Raw genomic sequence first — 21,208 nt, 5'->3', positions numbered from 1 at the left:
CCTGCCGACATGTCCTCGAATGCCGGTGACCTCCGCCACGTCATGCTCGGCTCGATCTTCAAGCCCGAGGTTCCCCTGGGTCCGACCCGGGACACCTCCGTCACCTGCCACGCGTCGGCAGCCGGCAAGGGCAAGCTCCACGGAAGCCCCGAGTGCCGCGCACTGCGGTCAGCCGCTTCTGTGAACCAGTTCGACATCGCGTTCGGCCAAGCCGTCGAGCGGCTCTGTACGAACTGCCGGTGGGCTTAGTTCACAGACAGCCCGATCCTGCCGCTTGGCGCGGCCGTGAACGACGTGGATTCTCACCATCTGCCTCGACAGGGACCCCGAGGACGAGGAGGACATCACGGCCGAGCGTGACGCGGCCATCGCCCTCTCCACCGGCGACAACCCGCCCCACACCAATAACGTCGGCGACGGGGCTGCACCGCTCCCAACTCTGGGGGCACACCACGACGTTACCTTCGCTTCGTGCTCGCTCTTGGGGCACGCCTCGTGCCGCGCGGCAAACGCTTGGCGTTCGGGTGGGGCCGATTCCCGAGTTCCGACGCAGGTCGCAACGAACTGAGAGATGCCGTAAGCGTGGCATCAAGCGACCCGATGTGTCCGTCGTAGTAAACGCCGGCAAGATCCCTAGTTGCTTCGTCGTACAGGAAGACGACGCCTCGCGGGATGCGGAGCTGATGTTTCTTCGCGCGCAGGTAGTCGCGGAGGCTCTTCTCTTCTCCGACTACATCTTTCCCGGCCGGGAGAGTGGCCCAGACAAGCAGCCATCCTTCAGCCGGATCCACCACTCCTGTGACAGGCACGGTAAGGCTGCGGCCGTTACCGCTCGGCGATGGGTTGTTAAGCAGGTCGTCGCCGTTTCGCGCGAACTGGTGTTGAGTCGTCGTTGCCCCTGACAGCAACGTTGCACCGATACTCAGCCAGCCGGAGACGTTTCGTGACTGGAGTTCGTCAATGAGCGATGCGACGGGAGGCGTCGGCATTGTCGGCTTCGGCGCGGTCTCCTTGCCCTCCCCAGTGCGGCCCTTGGTGTAGTACCACTGGTCCAGTGCATCGGTGCGGCTACTCAAGAAGACCGGTTCCTGTGAGCGGTAGCGGCGCAGCTCCGCGGTTGTTGGCTCGGGCATGAACGGGAACGCCATGCATACCCGTGCGGGGTCGGGTCCAACCCAAAGGCCCGCCTCGAAGAAGTACAGGAAAAGATCCAGTTCGTCGGGCGCGTTGAACATGACGGTGACGTCAGGGTTGCGGCGGCGCCGGAGGTACAAGAGGAACTCAGCCGGTCGAGCGACGAGTTCGGTGATGAGTTCAAGGTCGTGCAGCGACACGGTCCAGGGAATGTTGTCGAGACTGAGCAAGCCCGCCCGCACCAATTCCGCAGTGGCCGTCATTATGGTCGAGAGATCATCGAGGCTGACGGTCATGGTGTGGATCTCACGGATGTGGCTGAGGTCACCCATCCTTCACCCTCTATGCGAAGACCGCCGTCCCGCTCGATCCCGTCCTGCATCCGGCCAGCTTGTTCGGCCGCCTTCGTAATGATGCCGGTCAGGTCGGTGCGGATACGTGTGGTTTTGCCACCGCGAGAAAGAGCGGTCAAAGTGACGGCCTTGTCCTCGACGAGGATCGCGACGTCGTCGAGGACAACGAGGTGAGCTGTACCGAGATTTGTGGAGTCCCCGGACTGCCAGCGGCCATCGCTGCCCACATTCGTGCCCTGGTCAACGGGGACTCCTGAGCCGGGCGGAGGGCGGAACGCCCCTCACCGGTCCTGGGAGAGCTTGTACAGGTCGGCCAGTCGGCCGCCGTTGTGCAGGAGTTCGTCCCAGGTACCTTCTTCGGGGATGCGGCCTTCGTGGAGGACCACGATGTGGTCGGCGATCCGGGCGTTCTCCAGGTTGTGGGTCACGAAGAGGGCGGCCTTGCCCACGGCGAGCCGTTTGAACCGGCTGATGACCTTGTGTTCGGCGCGGGCGTCCATGGCGCTGGTGGGCTCGTCGAGCATGAGCATCGCGGCGTCGCGGTAGAAGGCGCGGGCGAGGGCGACGCGCTGCCACTGGCCGCCGGACAGGTCGGTGCCGCTCCAGTTGGAGGAGGCGACGAGGGTGTCGAGGCCGTAGGGGACTTTCGCGATCACTTCGTCGGCTCCGGCGGCTTCCAGGAGCAGGGCGTCGTCGTCGGTGCGGGCCTGGCCGAGGTGGATGTTCTCGCGGAGGTTGACCGGCCAGCGGGTGTAGTTCTGCGGGACCCGGCCGACGCGTGGCCGCACGGTGGCCGGGTCGGTGTCGGCGAGGTCGGTGTTGCCCCAGGTGACTTTTCCGCCCCGGTTGGCGATGCGCAGTCCGGTCCAGGGACACCGCCTGCTCACGCTCCAGCCACAGCAGACAGGGGCCCTTTGTCTGGGACTGGAACGGGACGCTGTTGCACGACAACGACGCCGTCATCGGGACGCGGCGAACACGGCGTTCGGGACTGAGTCAGTAGTGGGCTGTACTGCGTGCCCAAGCTGCAGTTCTACGAGCGGCTTACGGGCCAGATGGCGACGAACGCCGAAGCTGAAAAATTTCCGCTCGTGGCTTCGGAGTTGAGGGGTAAAGACCCAGGTCACGCGAGTGGTACTTCTCCGACGACAACGACGTCCTGGAGTACGGGAAACATCTCCAGCGGCAAGCCTGTGGCCTTCCACGAGCGCCTCGGAGGCGGACGCCCGAGGTAACCCGCTGAACCGCTGGAAGACGCTACCCCTGCCAGATATGAACCATTTGCCTTATGCGGAGCGTCAAAAATCCGGAGTCCTTTTGTACACAAGCGGCTCATGACGGGGCGCACAGGAAGTGTGCTGTCATAGAGGTCAACTCAAAAGCCCCGCTGGGCCGTTGGGGTCGCATCCGTTCGGCTCAGCGGGGCTCGCGAAGGACATCGCCTGCCCTGAAGGAAGGGACCTCCCGTGACCGATTCTACTGATCGACGGAAGAATGAGGCCGTCGGACGCCTACGGATCCGCCTAAGCGGCGTGCAGTGTTACCTGCGGACGATCGCGGACCATACGACGCGTGGCGCGGCCTATTCCGCCGGCAGTGCAGGATTTACCGCCGCGCTGCTCTGGTGGCAGACACGTCACTGACCGCGGGGCCGGCGCCGGACCTGTCATGAGGAGCCGAGTCAAACGCTCCGGGTTCCCGGCATACGCCGCCCCGATTCCGCAACGGCGTGCAAGCATGAAGACCTCGGCCCGCTGGATTCCCCCGTACCCGCGGGCCGACAGACTAGGACAGGCCATCGTGCTTCCTCGTGGTTGAACTGGGCGTTCACCAACGAGAGTTACGCGGTGGCCCACCCCCCTGTTCAGGGAACGGTACCCACCCGTGGAAGTGCGCCCCGGGCAGACGCCCCGCGCACTCCCAGCCGTTGATCGCCAACACCATGACGAGAGACACGATCCCGTCCAGCGCCCAGAGGCGTTCCCGTCACCGGGCAGGGTGAAGCAGCCTGCGGGATCCCCACCTGAGCACCGCCCCACTCACTGAGCCCTTTCCAACCTGCTCGTGGCGCTCTCAGTACGGCGCCATCACCAAGTCGCCGATCACCCGCATCCCAACCTGGGCCGCCAGCCACGGTGCACGTTCGGCCTCGGCTTGCTTGACGTGAACGAAGACTGTGTGGTCGCTTGCAGGCTCCTCCAAGTCGAGATCCTGAGCGTGCACGCAAAGCGTGACAAAGGCGCCTCTGGATCCACCTACACCCAGACGCAACTCCGGAACGTCGGGCCAGGCGCTGAAGTCCCACCGCACCGCCGCGGAGGTGTCGCCCATTGCCTGAAGGAACGGCTCCACGGTCTCCGGCGCCTGAGCCCAACTCCGCAGCCGGATAGGCAAGCCCACCGACGGGTCCTCCGCCCTCTCCGACGAGCTGCCTCTCCCCTCTTCCGCCCACCATTCCGCCTCAGGCAAGACGGCCAGCACCGCCGAAAGAGAGTCAGCCGAATTGACCCGCATATCAAAATCAACTTCGAGATCACTCAGGTCAGCGATCTCGAGCAGCTTTCCCACGATGCGCAGCCCCTCGGAGAGGTCCGCCGTTCTCAGAATGGGCTGCGCGTAGAAGTTGGACACGACGACCAGTCTGCCATTGAGTGAGCGTTGCCCAACTTGCCCCGGAAGTCGGGCGATTGAGCTGACAGCCACGTGAAGCCCCTGGTAGATGAGTTTTCGACCAACAAGAAGAACCATCTCCACCAGAGGCTTCGTGTGCTTGTCTACCCGTCGGGCGTCGACGTGTCCAGCTCTGCCCTCCGCTTCCTCGCGCAACAACTGCAGCAGCATCGCCGTGTGATCGGCACCCGTTGGCGACGGCTGACCGCCGGCCGCCAAGCTCTGCTTGCGCTCGCCCATCTGCGCGACGGGCAGACCTACGCCCAGCTCGCCGCCGGGATCGACATCGGCACCACCACCGCCTACCGCTACATCACCGAGGCTGTGGAGCTCCTTGCCGACCTCGCGCCCACCTTGACCGAGGCCGTGCGGGTCGCCTCGACGAAGGCGTTCGTCCTCCTGGACGGAACCCTGCTGCCGATCGACCGCACAGCCGCCGACCGGCCCTTCTACTCCGGGAAACACAAGAAGCACGGCATGAACGTGCAGGTCGTCTCGGACCCCCTTGGCCGTCTGCTGTGGGCTTCACCGGCCCTGCCCGGCGCTGTCCACGACGTCCGCGCAGCACGCGAGCACGGCATCGTCGACGCCCTTGCCGCAGCAGACGTCGCCGCCTGGGCCGACAAGGCATACCGCGGAGCCGGTGGCACGGTCCGAACTCCTTACTGGGGCAAGTGGGAGACGTTGTCCGCAGGCCAGCAGGCGGTCAACCGATCCCACGCCAAGGTTCGCGCTCTGGCCGAACGGGCCGTCGCCACCCTCAAGACCTGGCGGCTGCTTCGAAAGCTCCGCTGCTCGACCACCAGGATCACCGGCCTGGTCCAAGCCGTCCTATCCCTGCACCTGGCCAGCTCAGACTGAGGTTGGAAAGGGCTCACTGAGCCTGTTTCAACCTCCTCTCTAGGCTTGCCTGTTGGGCTGACGTCATGGAGAAGCACCTGGTAGACGGCTTTTCGACCAAGAGAATCCGGATCCACCAGAGGCTTCACGCGTTTACCTATCGCCCCGGTATCGACCTGTCCAGCTCCACCCTGCGCTTCCTGCCGGCATCCCCGTCGCGGTCGCGTGCCGGGGACTGAAGCTCGCCCCACAGTCCTACTACCGCTGGCTGGAACGGCCGGTGGGCGAGGCCGAGTTCGAGGGGGCACATCGCGCGAACGTGATGTTCGACGCGCATCGGGACGACCCGGAGTTCGGAAGTCTCCGCCTCCAACCTAAGAGCCAACATCGCCGACACGTGGTGCAGATGACAGAAGGACGACCGGCTTCGAACCTCAGCTCCTCGACCCACGCATCGCGTGACAGGCCCGGCCCCGGCCCGGCGGCTCACCCCGTTTCACGCGGACACCCGGCGGTCCCGGACCTTCTACACCTGCCGCAGACCGAACTCGTCGTCGTACGACAGCGCGAGGTCGCTTTCTGGTCGTGGCCCGCACCGAGTACGCCACCCGCCGAACACCGCGTGCTGTTCGCCCATGAACGGGCGCACGTCACCCATCGGCACGCGCTGGTCTGCACGGCGGTGGTCGCGCTTGGCGCGCTTCCGGCGTTCTACGCGCTCGACGCCACCCAGGACCTGCTCGAACTCCTGGAGCACGCCATCACGTGACGTGCACACCGCCACGTGACCCGCTGGCCGCACCCGCGCCGCCCGCCTCCGCCCCCACCGTGAACCCGATCGTGGCCCCGCCACCCGCCCGGTGCCCCGCGTACGCCACGCCGCCGTGGGCCGTGGCGACCGCGTCGACGATGGCCAGGCCGAGGCCGGAACCGGGGAGGCTGCGGGCGCTGTCGGCGCGGTAGAAGCGGTCGAAGACGCGCGGCAGATCGGTCTCGGCGATGCCGGGGCCGCGGTCGCGCACCTCCACGCGGGGTCCTGAGACGGTGACCTCGATCGGCGCGGTGCTCTCGCGGTCGAACTTGGCGGCGTTCTCAAGGAGGTTGGTGACCGCCCTCTGCAACGCGGCGGGCCGGCCCTCCACGACGGTGTCGTCGACCTGTACGAGGATGTCGCGGCCGGTACGGCGCCGGGTGAGGCGCGCCGCCTTCCGCACGACCTCGGCCAGTGGCGTCGCGGTCGGCTCCTCCGCGTCGCGGTGCCCGGCGGCGAGTTCCACCAACTCGTTGACGAGGTCGGTCAGTTCGCGGGTCTCGTCCTTCATGTCGGTGATCAGCTCGGCGCGGGCCTGCCGCGGCAGGTCGTCGATCCGGTCCAGGAGCGCGGCGTTCATGCGCAGGCTGGTCAGCGGGGTGCGCAGCTCGTGGCCCGCGTCCTGCACCAGGCGGCGCTGCAGTTCCTCGGAGTCGGCGAGCCGGCCCAGCATGTCGTCGAAGGCCCGGCCGAGCCGGCCGACCTCGTCCTTGCCGGTGACGGGCACGTTCACGTGCAGGCGGTGCCCGGCGGCGACGGTCTCGGCGGTCGCGGTCAGCCGCACCAGCCGGCGCGTGATGCGGCGCGCGAGCCACCAGCCGCTCAGCCCCGCACCGACGATCACGACGCCGGTGAACAGCATCGTCCGCTGCTGCAGCGTGGCGAGCAGGTCTTCGGTGTCGCTGAACTGCTGGGCGACCTGCACCGCCCCGCGCCCGTCGCCGAGCGAGACCGTGGCGACGCGGTAGTGCTCGCCGCCGACCGTGGCGTGGTAGTGCTCCACCCGCCCGGCCCTGCCGTACGCGGCGGCCTCCCGGTCCTCGTGGTGCACAGGGAGGGCGGGGCTGCCGTGGTCGTCGATGTGTCCGGTGGGGCCGAGGACCTGGACGTTGGTGCGCATGCGGCGGGTGAGATCGTCGCGCGGGCCGTCGTGGTCGGGGTCCGAGCTGTAGTAGTCGCGCGGCGACAGGTGCTGCTGCTCGACCTGGCGCACGAGATCGCCCGTGACGCCGTCGAAGATGCGGTCCTGGTCCACCCGCACGAGCCGGGCCGCGGCGTCGTAGCTGAGGAAGCCGACCAGCACCGTCACCGAGGCGGCGATCGCGGCGACGGAGACCGCGAGGACGGTGCGCAGGCTGCGCCGCGGCCGCAGCCGCTCTCGCCGGCCGGGCCGCGGGCCGCCCGGCGTGGGGGGCTCGGACATCAGGACTCCCGGAGGGTGTAGCCGACACCGCGGACGCTCTGGATGGGCGCGGGCCGGCCGGGGCGGTCGAGCTTGCGGCGCAGATAGCCGATGTAGACCGCCAGGTTCTTGGAGCTGGGGCCGAAGTCGTAGCCCCAGATGCGGTCGTAGATCGTGCCGTGCTCCAGTACGTGCCCGGCGTTGCGGATCAGCAGTTCAAGGAGGTCGAACTCGGTGCGGGTCAGCTCCAGTTCGTCCGCCTCGCGCCAGGCGCGGCGGGCGTGCACATCGAGCCGGATGCCGAGGGCCTCGACGACGCCGGACACCCCGGGGTCCGCGCCGCTGCCGGTGTCGTTTCCGTTGCCCGCTCCGGTGCCGCCGTCCGCTCCGGCGTCCTCCATCTCCAGCGGGGCGCGGCGCAGCAGCGCGCGCAGCCGGGCGAAGACCTCCTCGACCTCGAAGGGCTTGGGCACGTAGTCGTCGGCGCCGGCGTCGAGGCCGGCGATACGGTCGGAGGTCTCCACCTTCGCGGTGAGCATGAGGACCGGTGTGCGGTCGCCGCCCTCACGCAGCACCCGGCACACGTGCAGCCCGTCGATGCCGGGCATCATCACATCCAGCACCACCACGTCCGGCTGCTCCTTGTGCACGGCGGCGAGCGCCTGTACCCCGTCCGCGACTGCGGTGACCCGGTAGCCCTCCAGGCTCAGGGCGCGTTCCAGGGCATGGCGGATGGCGCGGTCGTCCTCGGCGAGCAGCACAGTCTTCATTTCGCCCACTCTGCCCGCTGTCCGCACCCGCGGGGCAGGGCGAGCGGGGGCGGACAGAACCTTCTTACCCACCTCTCACCTGGTCTCTTACCGGAGCCTCACCGACCACAAGCCGTCGGCTTACCCCGCACCGACAACGTGGGCCCCATGCCGTTGATCGACATGAACCGACATGAGTGGAATCGGCGTGGGAGGAGCCGTCACCCGTCCTTCCAGGAGGGCGGTGCGGCCGTCGCGCCGTTCGTCGCCCAGGGGCGGTACGCGGGTGAGCCGGGGGCCACACGGCATGAAGCGCCGCGGTTCCCGCAGCGCCTGGCCGGCCTGCGCCCGGCGTCGCACGCGGCGCGGCTGGTGACCTTCGCACTGATCGGCTCGACCGGATTTCTACCGAACCTGGTGGCCCTGCACCTGCTGATCGCCGACGGGGTGGCGTCTCTTCCCGCCGAGGCGGTGGCCAACCAGTTCGGCGTGGCCTGGAACTTTCTGCTGGTGGAGGCGCTGCTCTTCCGCGACCGGAGGCTGTACCGGCGCGGAGCGGACCGCGCGGCCTGTTTCGCCCTGCTGGCCAACGCCGATCTGGTACTGCGCATCCCTCTGATCGCGTGGCTCGTTCATCACCTCGGGACGGCCGTCCTGCCCGCCACGGCGCTGGCGCTCGCGGTCACCTGCACGTTGCGGTTCGCCGCCACCGAGGCGCTCGTCTACCTGCCCCGCACCCGGCGTCGGCCCTCCGCCGACCGCATCGCGGACCCGTCCCAAGCGCTCAGCCCGCGCTGAGCCACGCCGAGCCCGGAGAAACAGGAAACCCAATGAAGATCGCCTTTCTGCTGCACAACGCCTACGGGGTCGGCGGCACCATCCGCACCACCTTCAATCTCGCCGGCGCCCTCGCCGAGCGCGGCCACGACGTGGAGATCGCCTCGATGCTGCGGCACCGCGCCCACCCACGCCTGACGCTGGACCCGCGCGTGCGCCTGGTCCCGCTGGTGGACCTCAGGGAGAGCGGCCCGGACGTGGCCGACCCCGCCTTCGACGAACCGTCCCGCGCCTTCCCCGCCGCCGAAAAGCGCTACCGCCAGTACAACCTGCTCGTCGACCGGCGCGCGGAGTCGTATCTGCGGGCCTGCGACGCCGACATGCTGATCGGCACCCGCCCCGGCCTGAACGTCTACCTCGCCCGGTTCGGGCGCCGCCGGGCCGTGCGCATCGGCCAGGAGCACCTCAGCCTGTCCGTGCACAGCAAGCGACTGCGCACCGAACTCGCCGTCCACTACCAGGACTTGGACGCCATCGTCACCACCACCGAAGCGGACGCGGCCGACTACCGCCGCCGGATGCCGCTGACCGCCGTCGAGATCCTCGCCGTGCCGAACAGCATCCCCGACCCCCTCCCCGCCCTGATCCCCGCGCCCTCGTCCGGCACGGAGAAGGTCGTGGCGGCGGCGGGCCGCCTGGTGAAGGGCAAGCGCTTCGACCTGCTCGTCGAGGCGTTCGCCACCGTAGCGGCCGAGCACCCCGACTGGCGGCTGCGGATCTACGGCGGCGGCCCTGAGCGCGACCACCTGCGGCAGCAGATCGAGGAACGCCAACTGACCGGCCACGTACGCCTGATGGGCTCGCACACCCCCATCGAGCCCGAACTGGCACAGGCCTCGCTCCTGGCCCTGTCCTCGGACGCCGAGTCCTTCGGCATGGTCATCGCCGAAGCCATGCGCTGCGGGGTGCCCGCGGTCGCCACCGACTGCCCGCACGGCCCCGGCGAGATCATCCGGGACGGCGTCACCGGCCGCCTCGTCCCCACCGGCGACGCACCGGCCCTGGCCGCCGCCCTCTGCCGACTGATCGACGACGAGCCGCTGCGCCATCGCATGGCCGCCGCCGCGGTGCGGGACGCCATCCGCTTCGACCCGGCGCCGCTCTCCGGCCGCTACGAAGACCTCTGCGCCGAGCTGGCCGCGACCCGCGCGCGACGCCTGCGCGAACGCAGGACGGCCACCCTCCGCACCCGCGCGGCCCGGATGGCCCGCCGCACCGGCCTGTCCCCGGTCCTGCGCCTGGCCCACCGCGCCGTCGCCGCACTGCGTGAGCCCGACTCCGTGCACCGCCCGGCGTGACCCGCCCGCCACCAACCAAGGGCACCGACCGTCGACGAAGGGGAGGACATGACCGCCACCCTCACGCCCACCAGGCCGCACCCCTCCCGCCCCGCACCGCCGCGGCACCCCGCGCGCCGCATCCCGTGGCTCGCACTCGCCGCCCTCCTCTACGCGGCCGTGCAGCTGCTCGCCGTCGTCCCCGCCCACCTGGGCCTCGGCTGGGACGAGACGGTGTACGTGTCGCAGGTGGACCCGCGCACCCCGGCGGCCTTCTTCAGCGCCCCGCGCTCACGCGGCATCAGCTACCTCGTGGCGCCGCTGCTCGCCGTCACCGCGTCACCGACCGCCCTGCGCGTCACCCTCGCGCTCGCCTCGGCCGCCGCGCTGTACGCCGCGTTCCGCGTCTGGCGGCCGCTGCTCGGCAGGGCCCCGGTCGCGCTGGCGGCACTGGGCTTCGGCACGTTGTGGGTGACGGTGCTGTACGGGTCCCAGGCCATGCCCAACCTGTGGGTGGCACTCGCGGCGGTGGCCGCGGTCGGCTGGTTCCTGCGCGCCGCCGGACCGTCGGCGCCCCGCCGCGCGTACGCGATGCTCGCGGCCTGCACCGCGGCGGCCACCCTCTTCCGCCTCTCGGACGGATTCTGGCTGGCGCTCCCGCTGCTGACGGGGACGCTGCTGGTGCGCGCCTGGCGCCGCCCGGCTCCGCTCCTCGCCCTCCTGGCCGGCCTCACCCTCGGCGGCGCCCCGTGGATCGCCGAGGCGTACCGGCGCTTCGGGGGCATCGGACCCCGCCTGCACGCCTCCAGCGCCACCGAGGGCGGCATGCGCCCGCACTGGAACGTCCCCGCCGCCTGGCACGACCTGAACGGCCCGCTGCTGTGCCGCCCGTGCACGGCCCAACTCACCCACCCCGCCCATACGTTGTGGTGGCTCGCCCTCCCGGCCCTGACGGCCGCCGCCTGCGGCCTGGCCGTACGCACCCGGCGGCCCGGCACCACGCTTCTCCCGATCGCCTGCGCACTGGCACTCGGCGCCCCGTACCTCCTGCTCATCGACTACTTCGCCCCGCGCTTCCTGCTCCCCGCGTACGCACTGCTGTCACTGCCCCTGGCAGCCCTGGCCGTCCACGTGGTGCGCGCCTTCCGCCCGCGCACGGCCCGCGCCTTCGCTCTCGCCGCCCTTCTCGCCCTCGGCGCGGCCCACTTGGCGACCCAGTACGCCGGCCTGCACACGAACCTCGCGGACGCCCGCACGAGCACCGCCCACTACGCGAAAGCGTCAACGTCCCTGCACCGCCTGGGCCTTCGCGCCCCGTGTCTGATCGCGGGCGAACACGCCCCACCCATCGCCTACGCCACCGGCTGCGCCTCCGCGAACGTCACGGGCAACAACCTCGACACCACCCCCACCGCCCTGCGCCACGCGGCCGCCCACCACCCCACGGCGACCCTGACCCGCGCACACCACACCCCCTTCTACGCCCACGGCTGGACGCCGCACCCCCTGCCCGGCACCGGACTCACGGCGTACACGCCGCCTCCGGACCTTTGGCACGGAGAACAACCGCCAGAGCTGACGGTCGACAGCCGCCCCGCCTCTCCGCTTGACCCGTAGGCCGCGGACGACACGGCGCCCTCCGGCCCCAGCGGGCGGCGTCGTCGGCGGGCCCCACACCGCACACCGGGCGAAGCCCGCCCTCCCCCCGCCCCGTTCCATCCGATTAGCGGTGCGGGGCACACGGCGAACATCGACGGTTCCGAAGCGGGTGTCCCCCGTCCGAGCCGAAGCCACGGATCAGCGTTCGGAAAATTGACACCCTGTCAGCCCTCGGCAAGGGGATGGTCGCACTGCGACTCCCGCTGTTCGTGATGCTCCCCCACCGATAGGCACGACAGCGTCGCCGCCCGCGAAGCCCTCTTCCAGCTCCTGCAGCCGGAAATCACCGTCGCCTGGGCCGAGCAGGGCGACTGGTGAAGCGATAGCGACGACTTCGCGGGCCGAGCAGGTTTAGCGCTGCTGTTCCGTGCCTTCATGGGCAGCAAAGTCGGGGTCTCCCGTGACCAGTTCGTAGCCGGGCGGCGCCGCTTGTACGCAGTGAGCAGCCGACAGGACCCACTCCTCGGTCGTGATGCTCCCTCCGCAGTAGTGGAATCCCTTCCCCATGACGATCGCTTCGTCACCGAGGACGATGACGTCGGGATCGTCGGCAGCGAAGGCGCTGCCAGCGGTCATAGTCGCGACGGCTCCGATCGAGAGCAGGACAGAGGCCAAGAGGCGCGTGGAAGTTTGCATGTCCGGTCTAACGGCCCTGGCTACTGTTGCGTAGCGGGTAACCACCGGAACAGACGCAGCATTGGCACTGGGGTGACCGTGTCGAGGAGTCCGCCCGCGCGGGATCGAGGCGCTCGGCGTGGCACCCCGGGCCAGTGGGCCGAGACGCGGCACCTGCGGCGCGCGAGAGCGAGGATCGTTCCGTCGATCCGGACGCCCCGACCGCCGTCCTCGTCGGGCGGGGCGCCTATGGACAACCCACTTGCTTCCAAGCCGTAACCCTGTGGGCCGTTGCGCGTTCTTCGGCCATGAAGATCAGGAAGTTTGCTGTGGGCGTCGCGCTCGCTCTGGCCGGCACGTCGCCGATCCCGCTCGCCGCCTCGGCCGAAGCCGCCGCTGACAGCGTGCTCGATTTCTGCGAGAACAAGGCGGACGGGAACTACTGGAACCCAGAAGGCCTGGAAACCTACATCGCGTGCAGCAACCAACTCGCGTACGTGATGCCCTGCCCTGCGGGCCTGCTGTACGACATGACCGTGGGGCGGCCGTGGGGCGAGTGTATGCTTCCGCGCAACGTCGACTTCGAGGCGTACGCCGAGTACCTCGCCGAATACGAGTCGAACAACTCCTGACGCCTGATGCACTCAGCCTGCCCCGGTCGTTGGACGCCGGCATGTTGCTTGGCTCACGGCACGGGGGGACGGTGCCCGTCGCATGCCGCGCCTTCCCCGCTACGACCGGGTGCTGCGGGATCGTCACGTACTCCTCGCCGCCGTCAGGCCACACCTGGTGCGTTCCGCATGACAGCGGACGTACCACGAGCATCAATACCGGTCGGCCGCGACCAGGTCATGTCCCCTGTGATGGTGTAGCGGTGGGCAGTTCGTCTCGGGTTTCCTCGTCGGAGTAGATCTTGTCCATGCTGTCCTCGGAGAGGTAGCGACGACCGAAGGCGATCCATTCGTCGTGCATCTCGTTGAGCACCGCAGTGGTCAGCCGCAGCAGTGCGGCGGGGTTCGGGAAGACCTGGACGACATCGGTACGGCGTTTGATCTCGCGGTTGATCCGCTCCAGCGGGTTCGTCGACTGGATCTTCTTCCAGTGCTGGGCGGGGAAGACCGCGAAGGCCGTGAGGTCGTCCTTCGCCTCCAGGAGCATCTCTTTGACCTTGGGGAACTGTCGGCCGAGCATGTCGGCGACCTCGTCGAGCCGGCGTCGGACCGCTGCGGCGTCGGGCTATGCAGAGATCGCTGCTACACCACTCGGCGGGACAACATCCGGTCTCGACCGTGTGTTCCACGGCCAGAGAATGCGCGAGGCTGACTTCGATCAGGTCGCGGCAGACAGCGGTCCCACGATGCACACAGCCAGCGAGTCCCGGTCCACGCAGCGGGTGCCCGGTGAGCAGGACGTCCACGGACAGGCCGAGCAGCTTGGTCAGGCTCGCGCGGTAGGCGCGCCCGGAGTGGTAGTACACCGGGAGTCTTTCCGCCGACCCCCTGCGCTGCACCGCGTCGCCCGCGATGAGGAGGCGCTGCGTCGGCTCGTAGAAGCAGACGCTCCCCGCGGTGTGGCCCGGTGTGGCCAGGACCTCGAAACGCAGCCCGCCGAGGTCGAGTACCTGCCCGTCGCTGATCGGGTCGAGGACGGCGATCGAGCCGCCGCCCGCCGCCGCTCCGCGCCCGTCGGCCAGCGCCATGCTGACCCATGCCGGTGTGGCTGCCGGGGCCAGTCGCAGAAGGTCGGGCCCACTGCTGGGAGTGTCAGCGCTCATGGTCCGCGGCCGCCTCCGTCGCCGCGGCTCCCCTCGGTGTCGAGCGGCGCCATACGATCACTCCGGGCAGGCCGTGGGCGCCGGGCAACGCGTCAGCCGGCACCGCCTGATCCAGAATGGGCACCGCCCCGCTGCTCGCTCCTTCGATCAGAGCGTACGGAGTGCATGAGGCCAACAGACCGAGGGAGTTCGCGAAGTGTCTGTAGCTGCTGTCCTCGGCCGCGGCTCCGGACAGAATCGCCGTCACATCCCGGTCCGCGCAGTCTGCGGCAAGCCGTGCGAGCAGCGCCAGGACGGCGGGGTGGGCCTCGGGACGGATCGAGCCCACGGGCCCACTGCGGCGGCCCCGGGCCAGCGTGAACTGCGTGAGGTCGTTGGTGCCGATCCCACAGGCCGCAGGCGTCACGCCGCGCTCCTGGCGCAGGTGGTCGGCCCACAGGCCCGTACAGAGTGCAGCGGCTGGGGTCTCGACCTCCCAGCCGAAGCCCAACCGCCCCGCCGATGCCCTGCCGCTGGCAAGCCGCACCCCTGATGGCGTCACATGGTCGATGACCGCAGCCAGTTCCGCATAGGAGGCGACCATGGGCGGCGCGATCACGAAGCGGGCCGTGTGTCGTCCCTGCGCCTGCGCCACGAGCGTGGCCAAGAAGCCGATCGCCTCGGGGAGCTTCTCCAGAAGCAGCGCTGTGCCGCGAGGCCCGGCCTGGGAGGTGTAAGCGTCCCCGAAGTCGAAGAGACACCCTCGCGAGCCCACGATGGTGCGAGACGAAGGAGGAGACGGCCCGTCAATTCCTGCTGGAGCAACGGGAGATGGACTGATCCTACTTCCTGGACCAGGCGCTGCGCCAGCACGTCGTCCCGCTCGTCGGACGCAACCTGGCGCTGTCCCGGGTGTGGCAGCCGGAACAGGACGGGACTCTCCTGCCCCACCCCTGGATCTACAGCGCGGCCTACGAGGCCAACTGCCGCCGCAACAAAGCCCTGTTCACCGAGTTCGGCCGCATCTTCCACGACCTCGGGCAGGCCGGAATCCGCTACGCCGTCCGCAAGGGCCCGGTCCTGTGCCAGTCCGTGTACGAGGACGCGGGCATCCGGCGCATGGCCGACCTCGACCTGCTCATCGAGGAGAGCTCCTACCCGGATGTCCAGGAGCTCCTCACGGAGCGGGGCTACGCGCAAGGACTGCAGTCGCGCAATGGCACGGTGGTCACTCCGTACGCGCGGACCACCCGGGCCTTCTGGTCGATGCACCTCAACAACAAGCTGCCGTTCAAGAAGCCGACCTCCGACCCGGACGTGGACTTCTTCGAGGTGGACCTGTGCCTCAATCTCTTCCAGCAGAAGTCCCACGGCAGTCTGGACACCACCACGCTGCTCGACCGCTCCGTGTCCACGCGGATGTGCGGCGCCGAGACACGTGTGCTCGCTCCGTCCGACCACCTTCTTGATGTGTGCCTGCATCTGTACAAGGAGGCGACCAGCTATCTGAGCATCGAACGGGGCAAGGACGTCACCCTGATGCGCTTCCTGGACGTGGCGGAGTCCGTGCGGCTCATGGACCATCGGGCGACCGAGGAGTTCACCGCCCTCGCGGCTGCCGCCGGAGCCACCCGCGAGGTGTACTTCGCGCTCGGCTTCGCCCGGCAGCTCTACCCGGACGCCGTCCCCGAGGGCCTGACCAAGGCGCTGCGGCCGGACGACGAGGACTATCTCGACGAGTACGGCGCGCTCGACGGAAACACCGGCCGCTGGCCCACCCCGTTCCTCGACAGGCTCTTCGACCCGGACCGCCGCCGGCACGTCGCGGGCTCCTCGACCATTCCGCACCAGTGAGCACGGTTCCCGACTCCACCACGGTCGACGCCCCGGAGCGCACCGGCCGGGAGCCCTTGTGGACCAGCGCGTTCGCCAAGTACTTCACCGCGCGCACCACGTCGCGCCTGCGCGACGAGATGATGCCGGTGGCGCTGGCCGTCGCGGTCCTCGGGCTCGGTCACGGCGCCGCGGGCGTCGGCTACGTCATGGCCGCGTTCATCGCCCCCGAGGCGCTGTTCGTCATCTTCGGTGGCGTGCTCGCCGACCGGTTCACCGCACGCCGGATGATGATCGGCGCGGATCTTGCGCGGCTCCTCGTCCATGCCGCGCTGTCCGTACTGTTCGTGGCGGGAGACCCGGCACTCTGGCTGATCCTGACGCTCGCCGTGGTCAGCGGCTCCGCGACCGCGATGTTCCAACCGGGCGTCTCCAGCATGGTGCCGCTCGTCTGCGAGGACGTACAGCGTGGCAACGGGGCGCTGCGTGTGGCGGAGGCTGTCGGTTCTCTGCTCGGCCCCGCTCTGGGTGCGGTCCTGGTGGCGACGCTCGGCGCGGGGGTGGTCTTCGCGGCGAACGCCGCGACCTTCACGCTCAGCATGGTTTTCCTCCTCCTGCTCAAGGTGGCGCCGCCGCCCGTGAGCACCGGGGGCTCCTCCTTGTGGGAGAACCTGCAGGAGGGCTGGTACGAGTTCCGGGCGCGCCGTTGGCTGTGGGCGGTCATCGTGGTGTGGGCGGTGAACGGGCCGCTCGTGTGGGGCCCGGCCCGGCCGCTGACCGCCACTGTCATCATCGGCGACCACGGATCATCGGGTTTCGGTACCGTCCAGGCCGCGCTCGGGGCCGGGACGATCGTGGGCGGCCTCATCGCCATGCGGCTGCGCCCCGCGCATCCGTTGGCCGCGGGATCGCTCGCGATGTTCGGGTTCGCGCTGCACCCCCTGGCCATGGTCTTCGACTTCCCTGTCTGGGCGCTCGGTTGCTGCTTCGCGGTGGCCGGAGCCAGTTGGACGTTCTGGGGCGTGCAGTGGACCACCACTGTCCAGACCCAGGTGCAGCCGGAGGTCCTGAACCGTGTCTACGCCTACGACGTGGCCGGCTCCATCATGACCAACCCCATCGGCCGCGCCCTGGCAGGCCCGCCGGCCCTGCTCCTGGGGGCCCGCGAAACGCTCTTCATCGGCGTCCTGATCTGCGGCGCGAGCTGCGTGACGCTGCTGTCGATGCGCACGATCCGCACGCTACGCCGCAGAGGGGCCACTCCATGACGTACGAGACTCCACAGGGGCTTTGCGTGTACGGGACGGCGTACCAGCCGCGCACCACCGGCCACATCTCGCTCGCCGACCTCGCGGCACTGGCGCGCGAGGCCGAGAAGAGCGGCTTCGACGGGCTGCTCACGTTCTACGACCATCACAACCACGACCCTTGGACGATGGCCGCCGCGATGCTGCAACACACCGAGCGGCTCGCCCCGTTGGTGGCCGTACAGCCCTACGCGGCACCACCGTTCACCACGGCCAAGGCGATCCACAGCCTGTCGTCGCTCTACGGCAGGCGCCTCGACCTCAACCTGATCGTCGGCTCGTCGCCGACCGAACTGAGCCAGGTCGGCGACACCACCCCGCACGACGCACGCTATGAGCGGGCCGCCGAGTACATGGACGTGGTGAGTCATCTGCTGCGCTCGGACGAGCCCCTCGACCACGACGGCACCCACTATCACTACCGGCAGCTCCAGGTCTTCTCCCGCACGGCCGAGGCCCTGCTGCCGCGCGTCTTCGTGGCGGGCTCGTCGGAGGCGAGCCGCTCGGTGGCCCTGAAGGTGGGCGACGTCTCGGTCACTCATCCCGAACCTGTGTCGGACTTCGCCGTGGAGTTCGCCCGGTGGCACGACAAGGGACTCGAACTCGGCGTCCGCTTCGGCCTGTTGGCCCGTACGACCGATGCGGAGGCTTGGGAGGCGGCACGTGCCGCGTACCCCGTCGGCCGCGCGGCCCATATCGAGACCGTGTTCAAACGCCGCTCCGAGTCGGAGTGGAGCAGACGGCTGGCCCACCTCGCCACGGACGGTGACCTGTACGACGAGGTGTACTGGACCGGCCTCTACCGCAGCGGAAAAGCCGCGGCGCCGCTGCTCGTGGGCAGCTACGAACGGGTCGCGGAGTACTTGGAGCGGTACCTCTCCCTCGGTATCCGCACCTTGCTCCTGTCCCAGGTCCACACCCGGGAGGACTTTCGCCACGCCTCGCGAGTGCTGTCGCTGCTTCGCACGACACGTACACGCACGTGACAGCACCGGTGGACATTCAAGCGGCCGTCGCAACACCTCGTGACCAGAGAGAAGCCCGCAGGCCAAGAGCCACTGAGGGCCGGCGTCGGGCGGAGCGCGGGTGGCTGGTGCTGGAGAGGACCCGCTTCGGCCCGCCCGGCGCGAAGCGGTCGAGGAGACGGGCCTGGAACTCGGCGTGGGCACACCGGCATTGACCCTCACGCACATCCCGTGACGCTCGCGCCGCGGGTGCGTGACGTCCTCGCCGAGTACTTGGCGGCGCGGCGTAGCAAGGGTTCGTGACCTGCGAGCATCGACGACGAACATGTTCGTTACGATCGCGGCATGACTGCGAAGCGAGAGCCGGCCAGCCGGCGTGAACGACCCGCGAAGCCCGCCCTGACCCGACGCGGGATCGTCGACGTGGCCGTGCGGGTCATGCGGTCCGAGGGGCTGGAGAAGGTCACCATGCGGCGGCTGGCCCAGGAGCTGGACACCGGCCCGGCCTCGCTCTACGTATACGTGGCCAACACCGCCGAGCTGCACGCCGCCGTCCTGGACGCACTCCTGGGCGAGGTGGAACCGCCCGCCGACGAGCCCGGGGCGGACTGGCGCGAGCAGCTCGTCGCGGTCCTGACCTCGTATGCGTATCTGCTCTTCGAGCACCCGCAGCTGGCCCGGTCCGCGCTGGTGGCCCGCCCGAGCGGCGAGAACTACCTCGATCTGGTCGAGCGCCTGCTGCTCCTGCTCTCCCGCAGCGGCGCCCCCCGCGCGCAGGTCGCCTGGGGCGTCGACAACCTTCTGCAGTACGCGACGGCCACCGCCGCCGAGCAGGGCACACAGGAGCGCGACCCCATGAGCCAGGACGACTGGGACGCCCTCACCCGCGCCACGTACGGGGTGGACGAGTCCTCGCATCCCATGATCAAGACGCACCTTCCGGCCCTGCTGTCCGGAACGGAGAGCGACAGGCTGGCCTGGGGCTTCCATGTCGTGATCAACGGCATCACCCACACGCCCGTCCCGGCTGCCGAGGGCTGAGCGCCTGACCAGAATGGGGCGCGTGGACCCTGGCCCCGACCCCGGGGTGCAGGCACTCATCGACGAACTTGTTCGTAGCGAACGCGTTCGTTACCGTGGACATGTGGGCGCCGACAACGGTTCACCCGTGGCGTCACGCTCCCCTCCCCCGCTTGGAGTTCCCAGATGAGCACGCACTACCCCATCGCGATCATCGGCGGCGGCCTCGGTGGCCTCACCGCCGCCCGCGTCCTGCACGTCAACGGCATCGAGTCGGCCATCTTCGAACTCGAGGCATCCCCCGAGGCGCGTACCCAGGGCGGCATGCTCGACATCCACGAGGAGAACGGCCAGAAGGCCCTGCACGCCGCCGACCTCTACGACGGCTTCCGCAAGATCATCCACGAGGGCGGCGAGGCCATGCGCCTGCTCGGGAAGGACGGCACCGTCCACGCCTCCGAGGAGGACAGCGGCGACGGGGGCCGTCCCGAGGTGGACCGCGGGGACCTGCGCGACCTGCTCACGAACTCGCTGCCGGACGGCACGATCCAGTGGGGCAAGAAGATGACCGGGGCCCGCGCCCTGGACGGCGGGCGCCACGAGGTGACCTTCGCCGACGGCACCACCATCACCACCGACCTGCTGATCGGCGCCGACGGCGCCTGGTCCCGGGTGCGGCCGCTCGTCTCGGACGCCAAGCCCGCCTACACCGGCATCTCCTTCGTCGAGACCGACCTGCTGGACGCGGACACCCGCCACCCGCACAGCGCCGAAGTCATCGGCGGCGGATTCTTCATCTGCCTCGGCGACGAGCGCGGCTTCCTCGCGCACCGGGAGACCGACGGCAGCCTCCACGTCTACACCGCCCTCAAGGCGGACGAGGCCTGGCTGGACACCGTCGACTTCACCGACCTGGCGGCGGCCAAGAAGGCCGTGCTCGCGCACTTCGAGGGCTGGGACGAGTCCCTGCGCGACCTGGTCGCCGACGCGGACACGATGACCCCGCGCCGCATCCACGCCCTGCCGGTGGGCCACCGCTGGGAGCGCGTTGCGGGCGTGACCCTGCTGGGCGACGCCGCCCACGTGATGTCGCCGTTCGCGGGAGAGGGCGCCAATCTGGCCATGTTCGACGGCGCCGAACTCGCCTCCGCCATCGCCGCCCGCCCCGGCGACACCGAGGCCGCCCTGGCCGCCTACGAGGCAGCCCTCTTCCCGCGCAGCGAGGCATCCGCCGCCGAATCCGCCGAGAGCCTGGACAGCATGTTCGGCCCCCGGGGCCTGGAGCGGATGGTGGCGTTCTTCTCCAGCGGTCCCGTCGGCCAATAACCGCTGTCCGCCGAGGAGTTGGCCGCCGCCGCGCCTTCCCTGCCCGTCGTCTCCCGCTCACAGGAGTCACGTTGCCGAAGATCGCGATCATTCTCGCCAGCACCCGCACCGGCCGCGCCGGAGCGAACGTCGCCCAATGGGTCCTGGAACAGGCCACTCGGCGCGGCGACGCCGACTACGCACTCATCGACCTCGCCGAGGTCGATCTGCCGCAGATCGACGAGCCGTTCCCGCCCGCCATGGGCCGCTACACGCACCCCTACACCCAGCAGTGGGCCGCCACGGTCGCCTCCTTCGACGGCTTCGTGATCGTGACCCCGGAGTACAACCACTCCTTCCCGGGCGCGCTCAAGAACGCCCTGGACCGCGTCTACGCCGAGTGGAACAACAAGGCCGTCGGCCTCGTCTCCTACGGCGTCGACGGCGGGGTCCGCGCTGTGGAAGCGCTGCGCCCGGTCCTCGGCGCGCTGCAACTCGCGGACGTCGCCGCTCAGGTCACCCTGAATCTGCGTACCGACTTCGCGGACTTCGGCAAGACGTTCACCCCGGCAGAGCACCAGGGCTCCGCCCTGACGACGTTGCTCGACCAGCTGCTCCCCTGGACCGAAGCGCTCACCGAGGTCCGCGGCGCCAAGGTCGCCGCCACGGCCGAGTAGC

Annotated in this window: 20 protein-coding genes and 3 pseudogenes; 13 read left to right on the top strand and 10 right to left on the bottom strand. The window is 69.5% G+C overall.

Features of this window, described 5'->3' with window-relative positions; all coding sequences use genetic code 11:
- A partial coding sequence (locus RBJ65_RS33530) for a hypothetical protein (protein WP_306332191.1) occupies positions 1 to 249 on the top strand: 249 nt, incomplete at its 5' end.
- A 209-nt stretch (positions 250 to 458) separates the two neighbouring features.
- On the opposite strand, the gene RBJ65_RS33525 is transcribed toward RBJ65_RS33530, so the two are convergent.
- The 4 genes from RBJ65_RS33525 to RBJ65_RS33510 all read right to left on the bottom strand — a co-directional run bounded on the left by RBJ65_RS33525 (position 459) and on the right by RBJ65_RS33510 (position 4,118).
- On the bottom strand, positions 459 to 1,430 hold the full coding sequence (locus tag RBJ65_RS33525; RefSeq protein ID WP_306320145.1) for a hypothetical protein: 972 nt from the start codon (positions 1,428 to 1,430) through the stop codon (positions 459 to 461).
- Complete coding sequence (locus RBJ65_RS33520) at positions 1,427 to 1,714, bottom strand: hypothetical protein (protein ID WP_306320146.1); 288 nt, start codon at positions 1,712 to 1,714, stop codon at positions 1,427 to 1,429. The genes RBJ65_RS33525 and RBJ65_RS33520 overlap by 4 nt, the downstream gene beginning before the upstream one ends.
- Before the next feature lie 54 nt (positions 1,715 to 1,768).
- Positions 1,769 to 2,374 carry an ABC transporter ATP-binding protein gene (locus RBJ65_RS33515; RefSeq protein ID WP_306320147.1) on the bottom strand — a complete coding sequence of 202 codons (606 nt, stop codon included), beginning with the start codon at positions 2,372 to 2,374 and terminating at the stop codon, positions 1,769 to 1,771.
- 1,186 nt (positions 2,375 to 3,560) lie between these two features.
- Positions 3,561 to 4,118 carry a hypothetical protein gene (locus tag RBJ65_RS33510; RefSeq protein ID WP_306320148.1) on the bottom strand — a complete coding sequence of 186 codons (558 nt, stop codon included), beginning with the start codon at positions 4,116 to 4,118 and terminating at the stop codon, positions 3,561 to 3,563.
- Between the two features lie 135 nt (positions 4,119 to 4,253).
- Between RBJ65_RS33510 and RBJ65_RS33505 the strand changes: the two genes are divergently transcribed.
- Together RBJ65_RS33505 and RBJ65_RS33500 are read left to right on the top strand one after the other, a co-directional pair.
- Positions 4,254 to 5,018: an IS5 family transposase gene (locus RBJ65_RS33505; protein ID WP_306320353.1), complete on the top strand. Its 765-nt coding sequence runs from the start codon at positions 4,254 to 4,256 to the stop codon at positions 5,016 to 5,018.
- A gap of 385 nt (positions 5,019 to 5,403) precedes the next feature.
- Entirely contained in the window at positions 5,404 to 5,766 is a 363-nt protein-coding gene (locus tag RBJ65_RS33500; RefSeq protein ID WP_306332190.1) for a hypothetical protein, read from the top strand.
- On the opposite strand, the gene RBJ65_RS33495 is transcribed toward RBJ65_RS33500, so the two are convergent.
- Together RBJ65_RS33495 and RBJ65_RS33490 are read right to left on the bottom strand one after the other, a co-directional pair.
- The gene (locus RBJ65_RS33495) at positions 5,759 to 7,231 is read right to left on the bottom strand and encodes a HAMP domain-containing sensor histidine kinase (protein WP_306320150.1); all 1,473 of its coding nucleotides are present in this window, start codon (positions 7,229 to 7,231) and stop codon (positions 5,759 to 5,761) included. The two genes, RBJ65_RS33500 and RBJ65_RS33495, sit on opposite strands and share 8 nt — an antisense overlap.
- Positions 7,231 to 7,980: a response regulator transcription factor gene (locus RBJ65_RS33490; RefSeq protein WP_306320151.1), complete on the bottom strand. Its 750-nt coding sequence runs from the start codon at positions 7,978 to 7,980 to the stop codon at positions 7,231 to 7,233. The genes RBJ65_RS33495 and RBJ65_RS33490 overlap by 1 nt, the downstream gene beginning before the upstream one ends.
- 228 nt (positions 7,981 to 8,208) lie before the next feature.
- Here RBJ65_RS33490 and RBJ65_RS33485 point away from each other — a divergent pair.
- From RBJ65_RS33485 to RBJ65_RS33475, 3 genes and pseudogenes are all read left to right on the top strand, one after another.
- A pseudogene (locus tag RBJ65_RS33485) lies at positions 8,209 to 8,757 on the top strand (GtrA family protein); the annotation flags it as partial.
- A 32-nt stretch (positions 8,758 to 8,789) separates the two neighbouring features.
- On the top strand, positions 8,790 to 10,094 hold the full coding sequence (locus RBJ65_RS33480) for a glycosyltransferase family 4 protein (protein WP_306320152.1): 1,305 nt from the start codon (positions 8,790 to 8,792) through the stop codon (positions 10,092 to 10,094).
- Positions 10,095 to 10,142: 48 nt separating this feature from the next.
- Positions 10,143 to 11,690, top strand: a complete 1,548-nt coding sequence (locus RBJ65_RS33475) for a hypothetical protein (protein WP_306320153.1) — start codon at positions 10,143 to 10,145, stop codon at positions 11,688 to 11,690.
- Between the two features lie 393 nt (positions 11,691 to 12,083).
- Here RBJ65_RS33475 and RBJ65_RS33470 read toward each other — a convergent pair whose 3' ends face one another.
- Positions 12,084 to 12,308 carry a trypsin-like serine protease gene (locus RBJ65_RS33470; RefSeq protein WP_306320154.1) on the bottom strand — a complete coding sequence of 75 codons (225 nt, stop codon included), beginning with the start codon at positions 12,306 to 12,308 and terminating at the stop codon, positions 12,084 to 12,086.
- A 347-nt stretch (positions 12,309 to 12,655) separates the two neighbouring features.
- Here RBJ65_RS33470 and RBJ65_RS33465 point away from each other — a divergent pair, with 347 nt between their 5' ends.
- Positions 12,656 to 12,979, top strand: coding sequence for a chitin binding peritrophin-A domain-containing protein (locus RBJ65_RS33465; protein ID WP_306320155.1), 324 nt, complete (start codon positions 12,656 to 12,658; stop codon positions 12,977 to 12,979).
- A 217-nt stretch (positions 12,980 to 13,196) separates the two neighbouring features.
- Here the strand turns inward: RBJ65_RS33465 and RBJ65_RS33460 are convergent.
- The 3 genes and pseudogenes from RBJ65_RS33460 to RBJ65_RS33455 all read right to left on the bottom strand — a co-directional run.
- Positions 13,197 to 13,583 (bottom strand): annotated as a pseudogene (locus RBJ65_RS33460) (transposase); the annotation flags it as partial.
- A gap of 169 nt (positions 13,584 to 13,752) precedes the next feature.
- Positions 13,753 to 14,046, bottom strand: a pseudogene (locus RBJ65_RS42200) (MBL fold metallo-hydrolase); the annotation flags it as partial.
- 64 nt (positions 14,047 to 14,110) lie between these two features.
- Positions 14,111 to 14,767: a putative PEP-binding protein gene (locus RBJ65_RS33455; RefSeq protein ID WP_306320156.1), complete on the bottom strand. Its 657-nt coding sequence runs from the start codon at positions 14,765 to 14,767 to the stop codon at positions 14,111 to 14,113.
- A 182-nt stretch (positions 14,768 to 14,949) separates the two neighbouring features.
- Here RBJ65_RS33455 and RBJ65_RS33450 point away from each other — a divergent pair, with 182 nt between their 5' ends.
- From RBJ65_RS33450 to RBJ65_RS33425, 6 genes are all read left to right on the top strand, one after another.
- A complete protein-coding gene (locus tag RBJ65_RS33450; protein ID WP_306320354.1) occupies positions 14,950 to 15,954 on the top strand; it encodes a nucleotidyltransferase family protein in 1,005 nt (334 codons plus the stop codon).
- Positions 15,951 to 17,201, top strand: coding sequence for an MFS transporter (locus RBJ65_RS33445; RefSeq protein ID WP_306320157.1), 1,251 nt, complete (start codon positions 15,951 to 15,953; stop codon positions 17,199 to 17,201). Before RBJ65_RS33450 ends, RBJ65_RS33445 begins: the two co-directional genes overlap by 4 nt.
- A complete protein-coding gene (locus tag RBJ65_RS33440; RefSeq protein ID WP_306320158.1) occupies positions 17,198 to 18,226 on the top strand; it encodes an LLM class flavin-dependent oxidoreductase in 1,029 nt (342 codons plus the stop codon). The genes RBJ65_RS33445 and RBJ65_RS33440 overlap by 4 nt, the downstream gene beginning before the upstream one ends.
- Before the next feature lie 324 nt (positions 18,227 to 18,550).
- The gene (locus RBJ65_RS33435) at positions 18,551 to 19,246 is read left to right on the top strand and encodes a TetR/AcrR family transcriptional regulator (protein WP_306320159.1); all 696 of its coding nucleotides are present in this window, start codon (positions 18,551 to 18,553) and stop codon (positions 19,244 to 19,246) included.
- 165 nt (positions 19,247 to 19,411) lie between these two features.
- A complete protein-coding gene (locus RBJ65_RS33430; RefSeq protein WP_306320160.1) occupies positions 19,412 to 20,551 on the top strand; it encodes an NAD(P)/FAD-dependent oxidoreductase in 1,140 nt (379 codons plus the stop codon).
- Between the two features lie 71 nt (positions 20,552 to 20,622).
- Positions 20,623 to 21,207 (top strand): NADPH-dependent FMN reductase, encoded by a 585-nt coding sequence (locus tag RBJ65_RS33425; RefSeq protein ID WP_306320161.1) that lies wholly within the window; start codon positions 20,623 to 20,625, stop codon positions 21,205 to 21,207.
- Position 21,208: the final 1 nt, after the last annotated feature.

It is taken from the genome of Streptomyces sp. KL109B (assembly GCF_030766935.1).
In the GTDB taxonomy this organism is placed as follows: Bacteria; Actinomycetota; Actinomycetes; order Streptomycetales; family Streptomycetaceae; genus Streptomyces.
The sequence above is the reverse complement of the archived record's forward strand: the minus strand, read 5'-3'. Positions and strand labels throughout refer to the sequence as shown.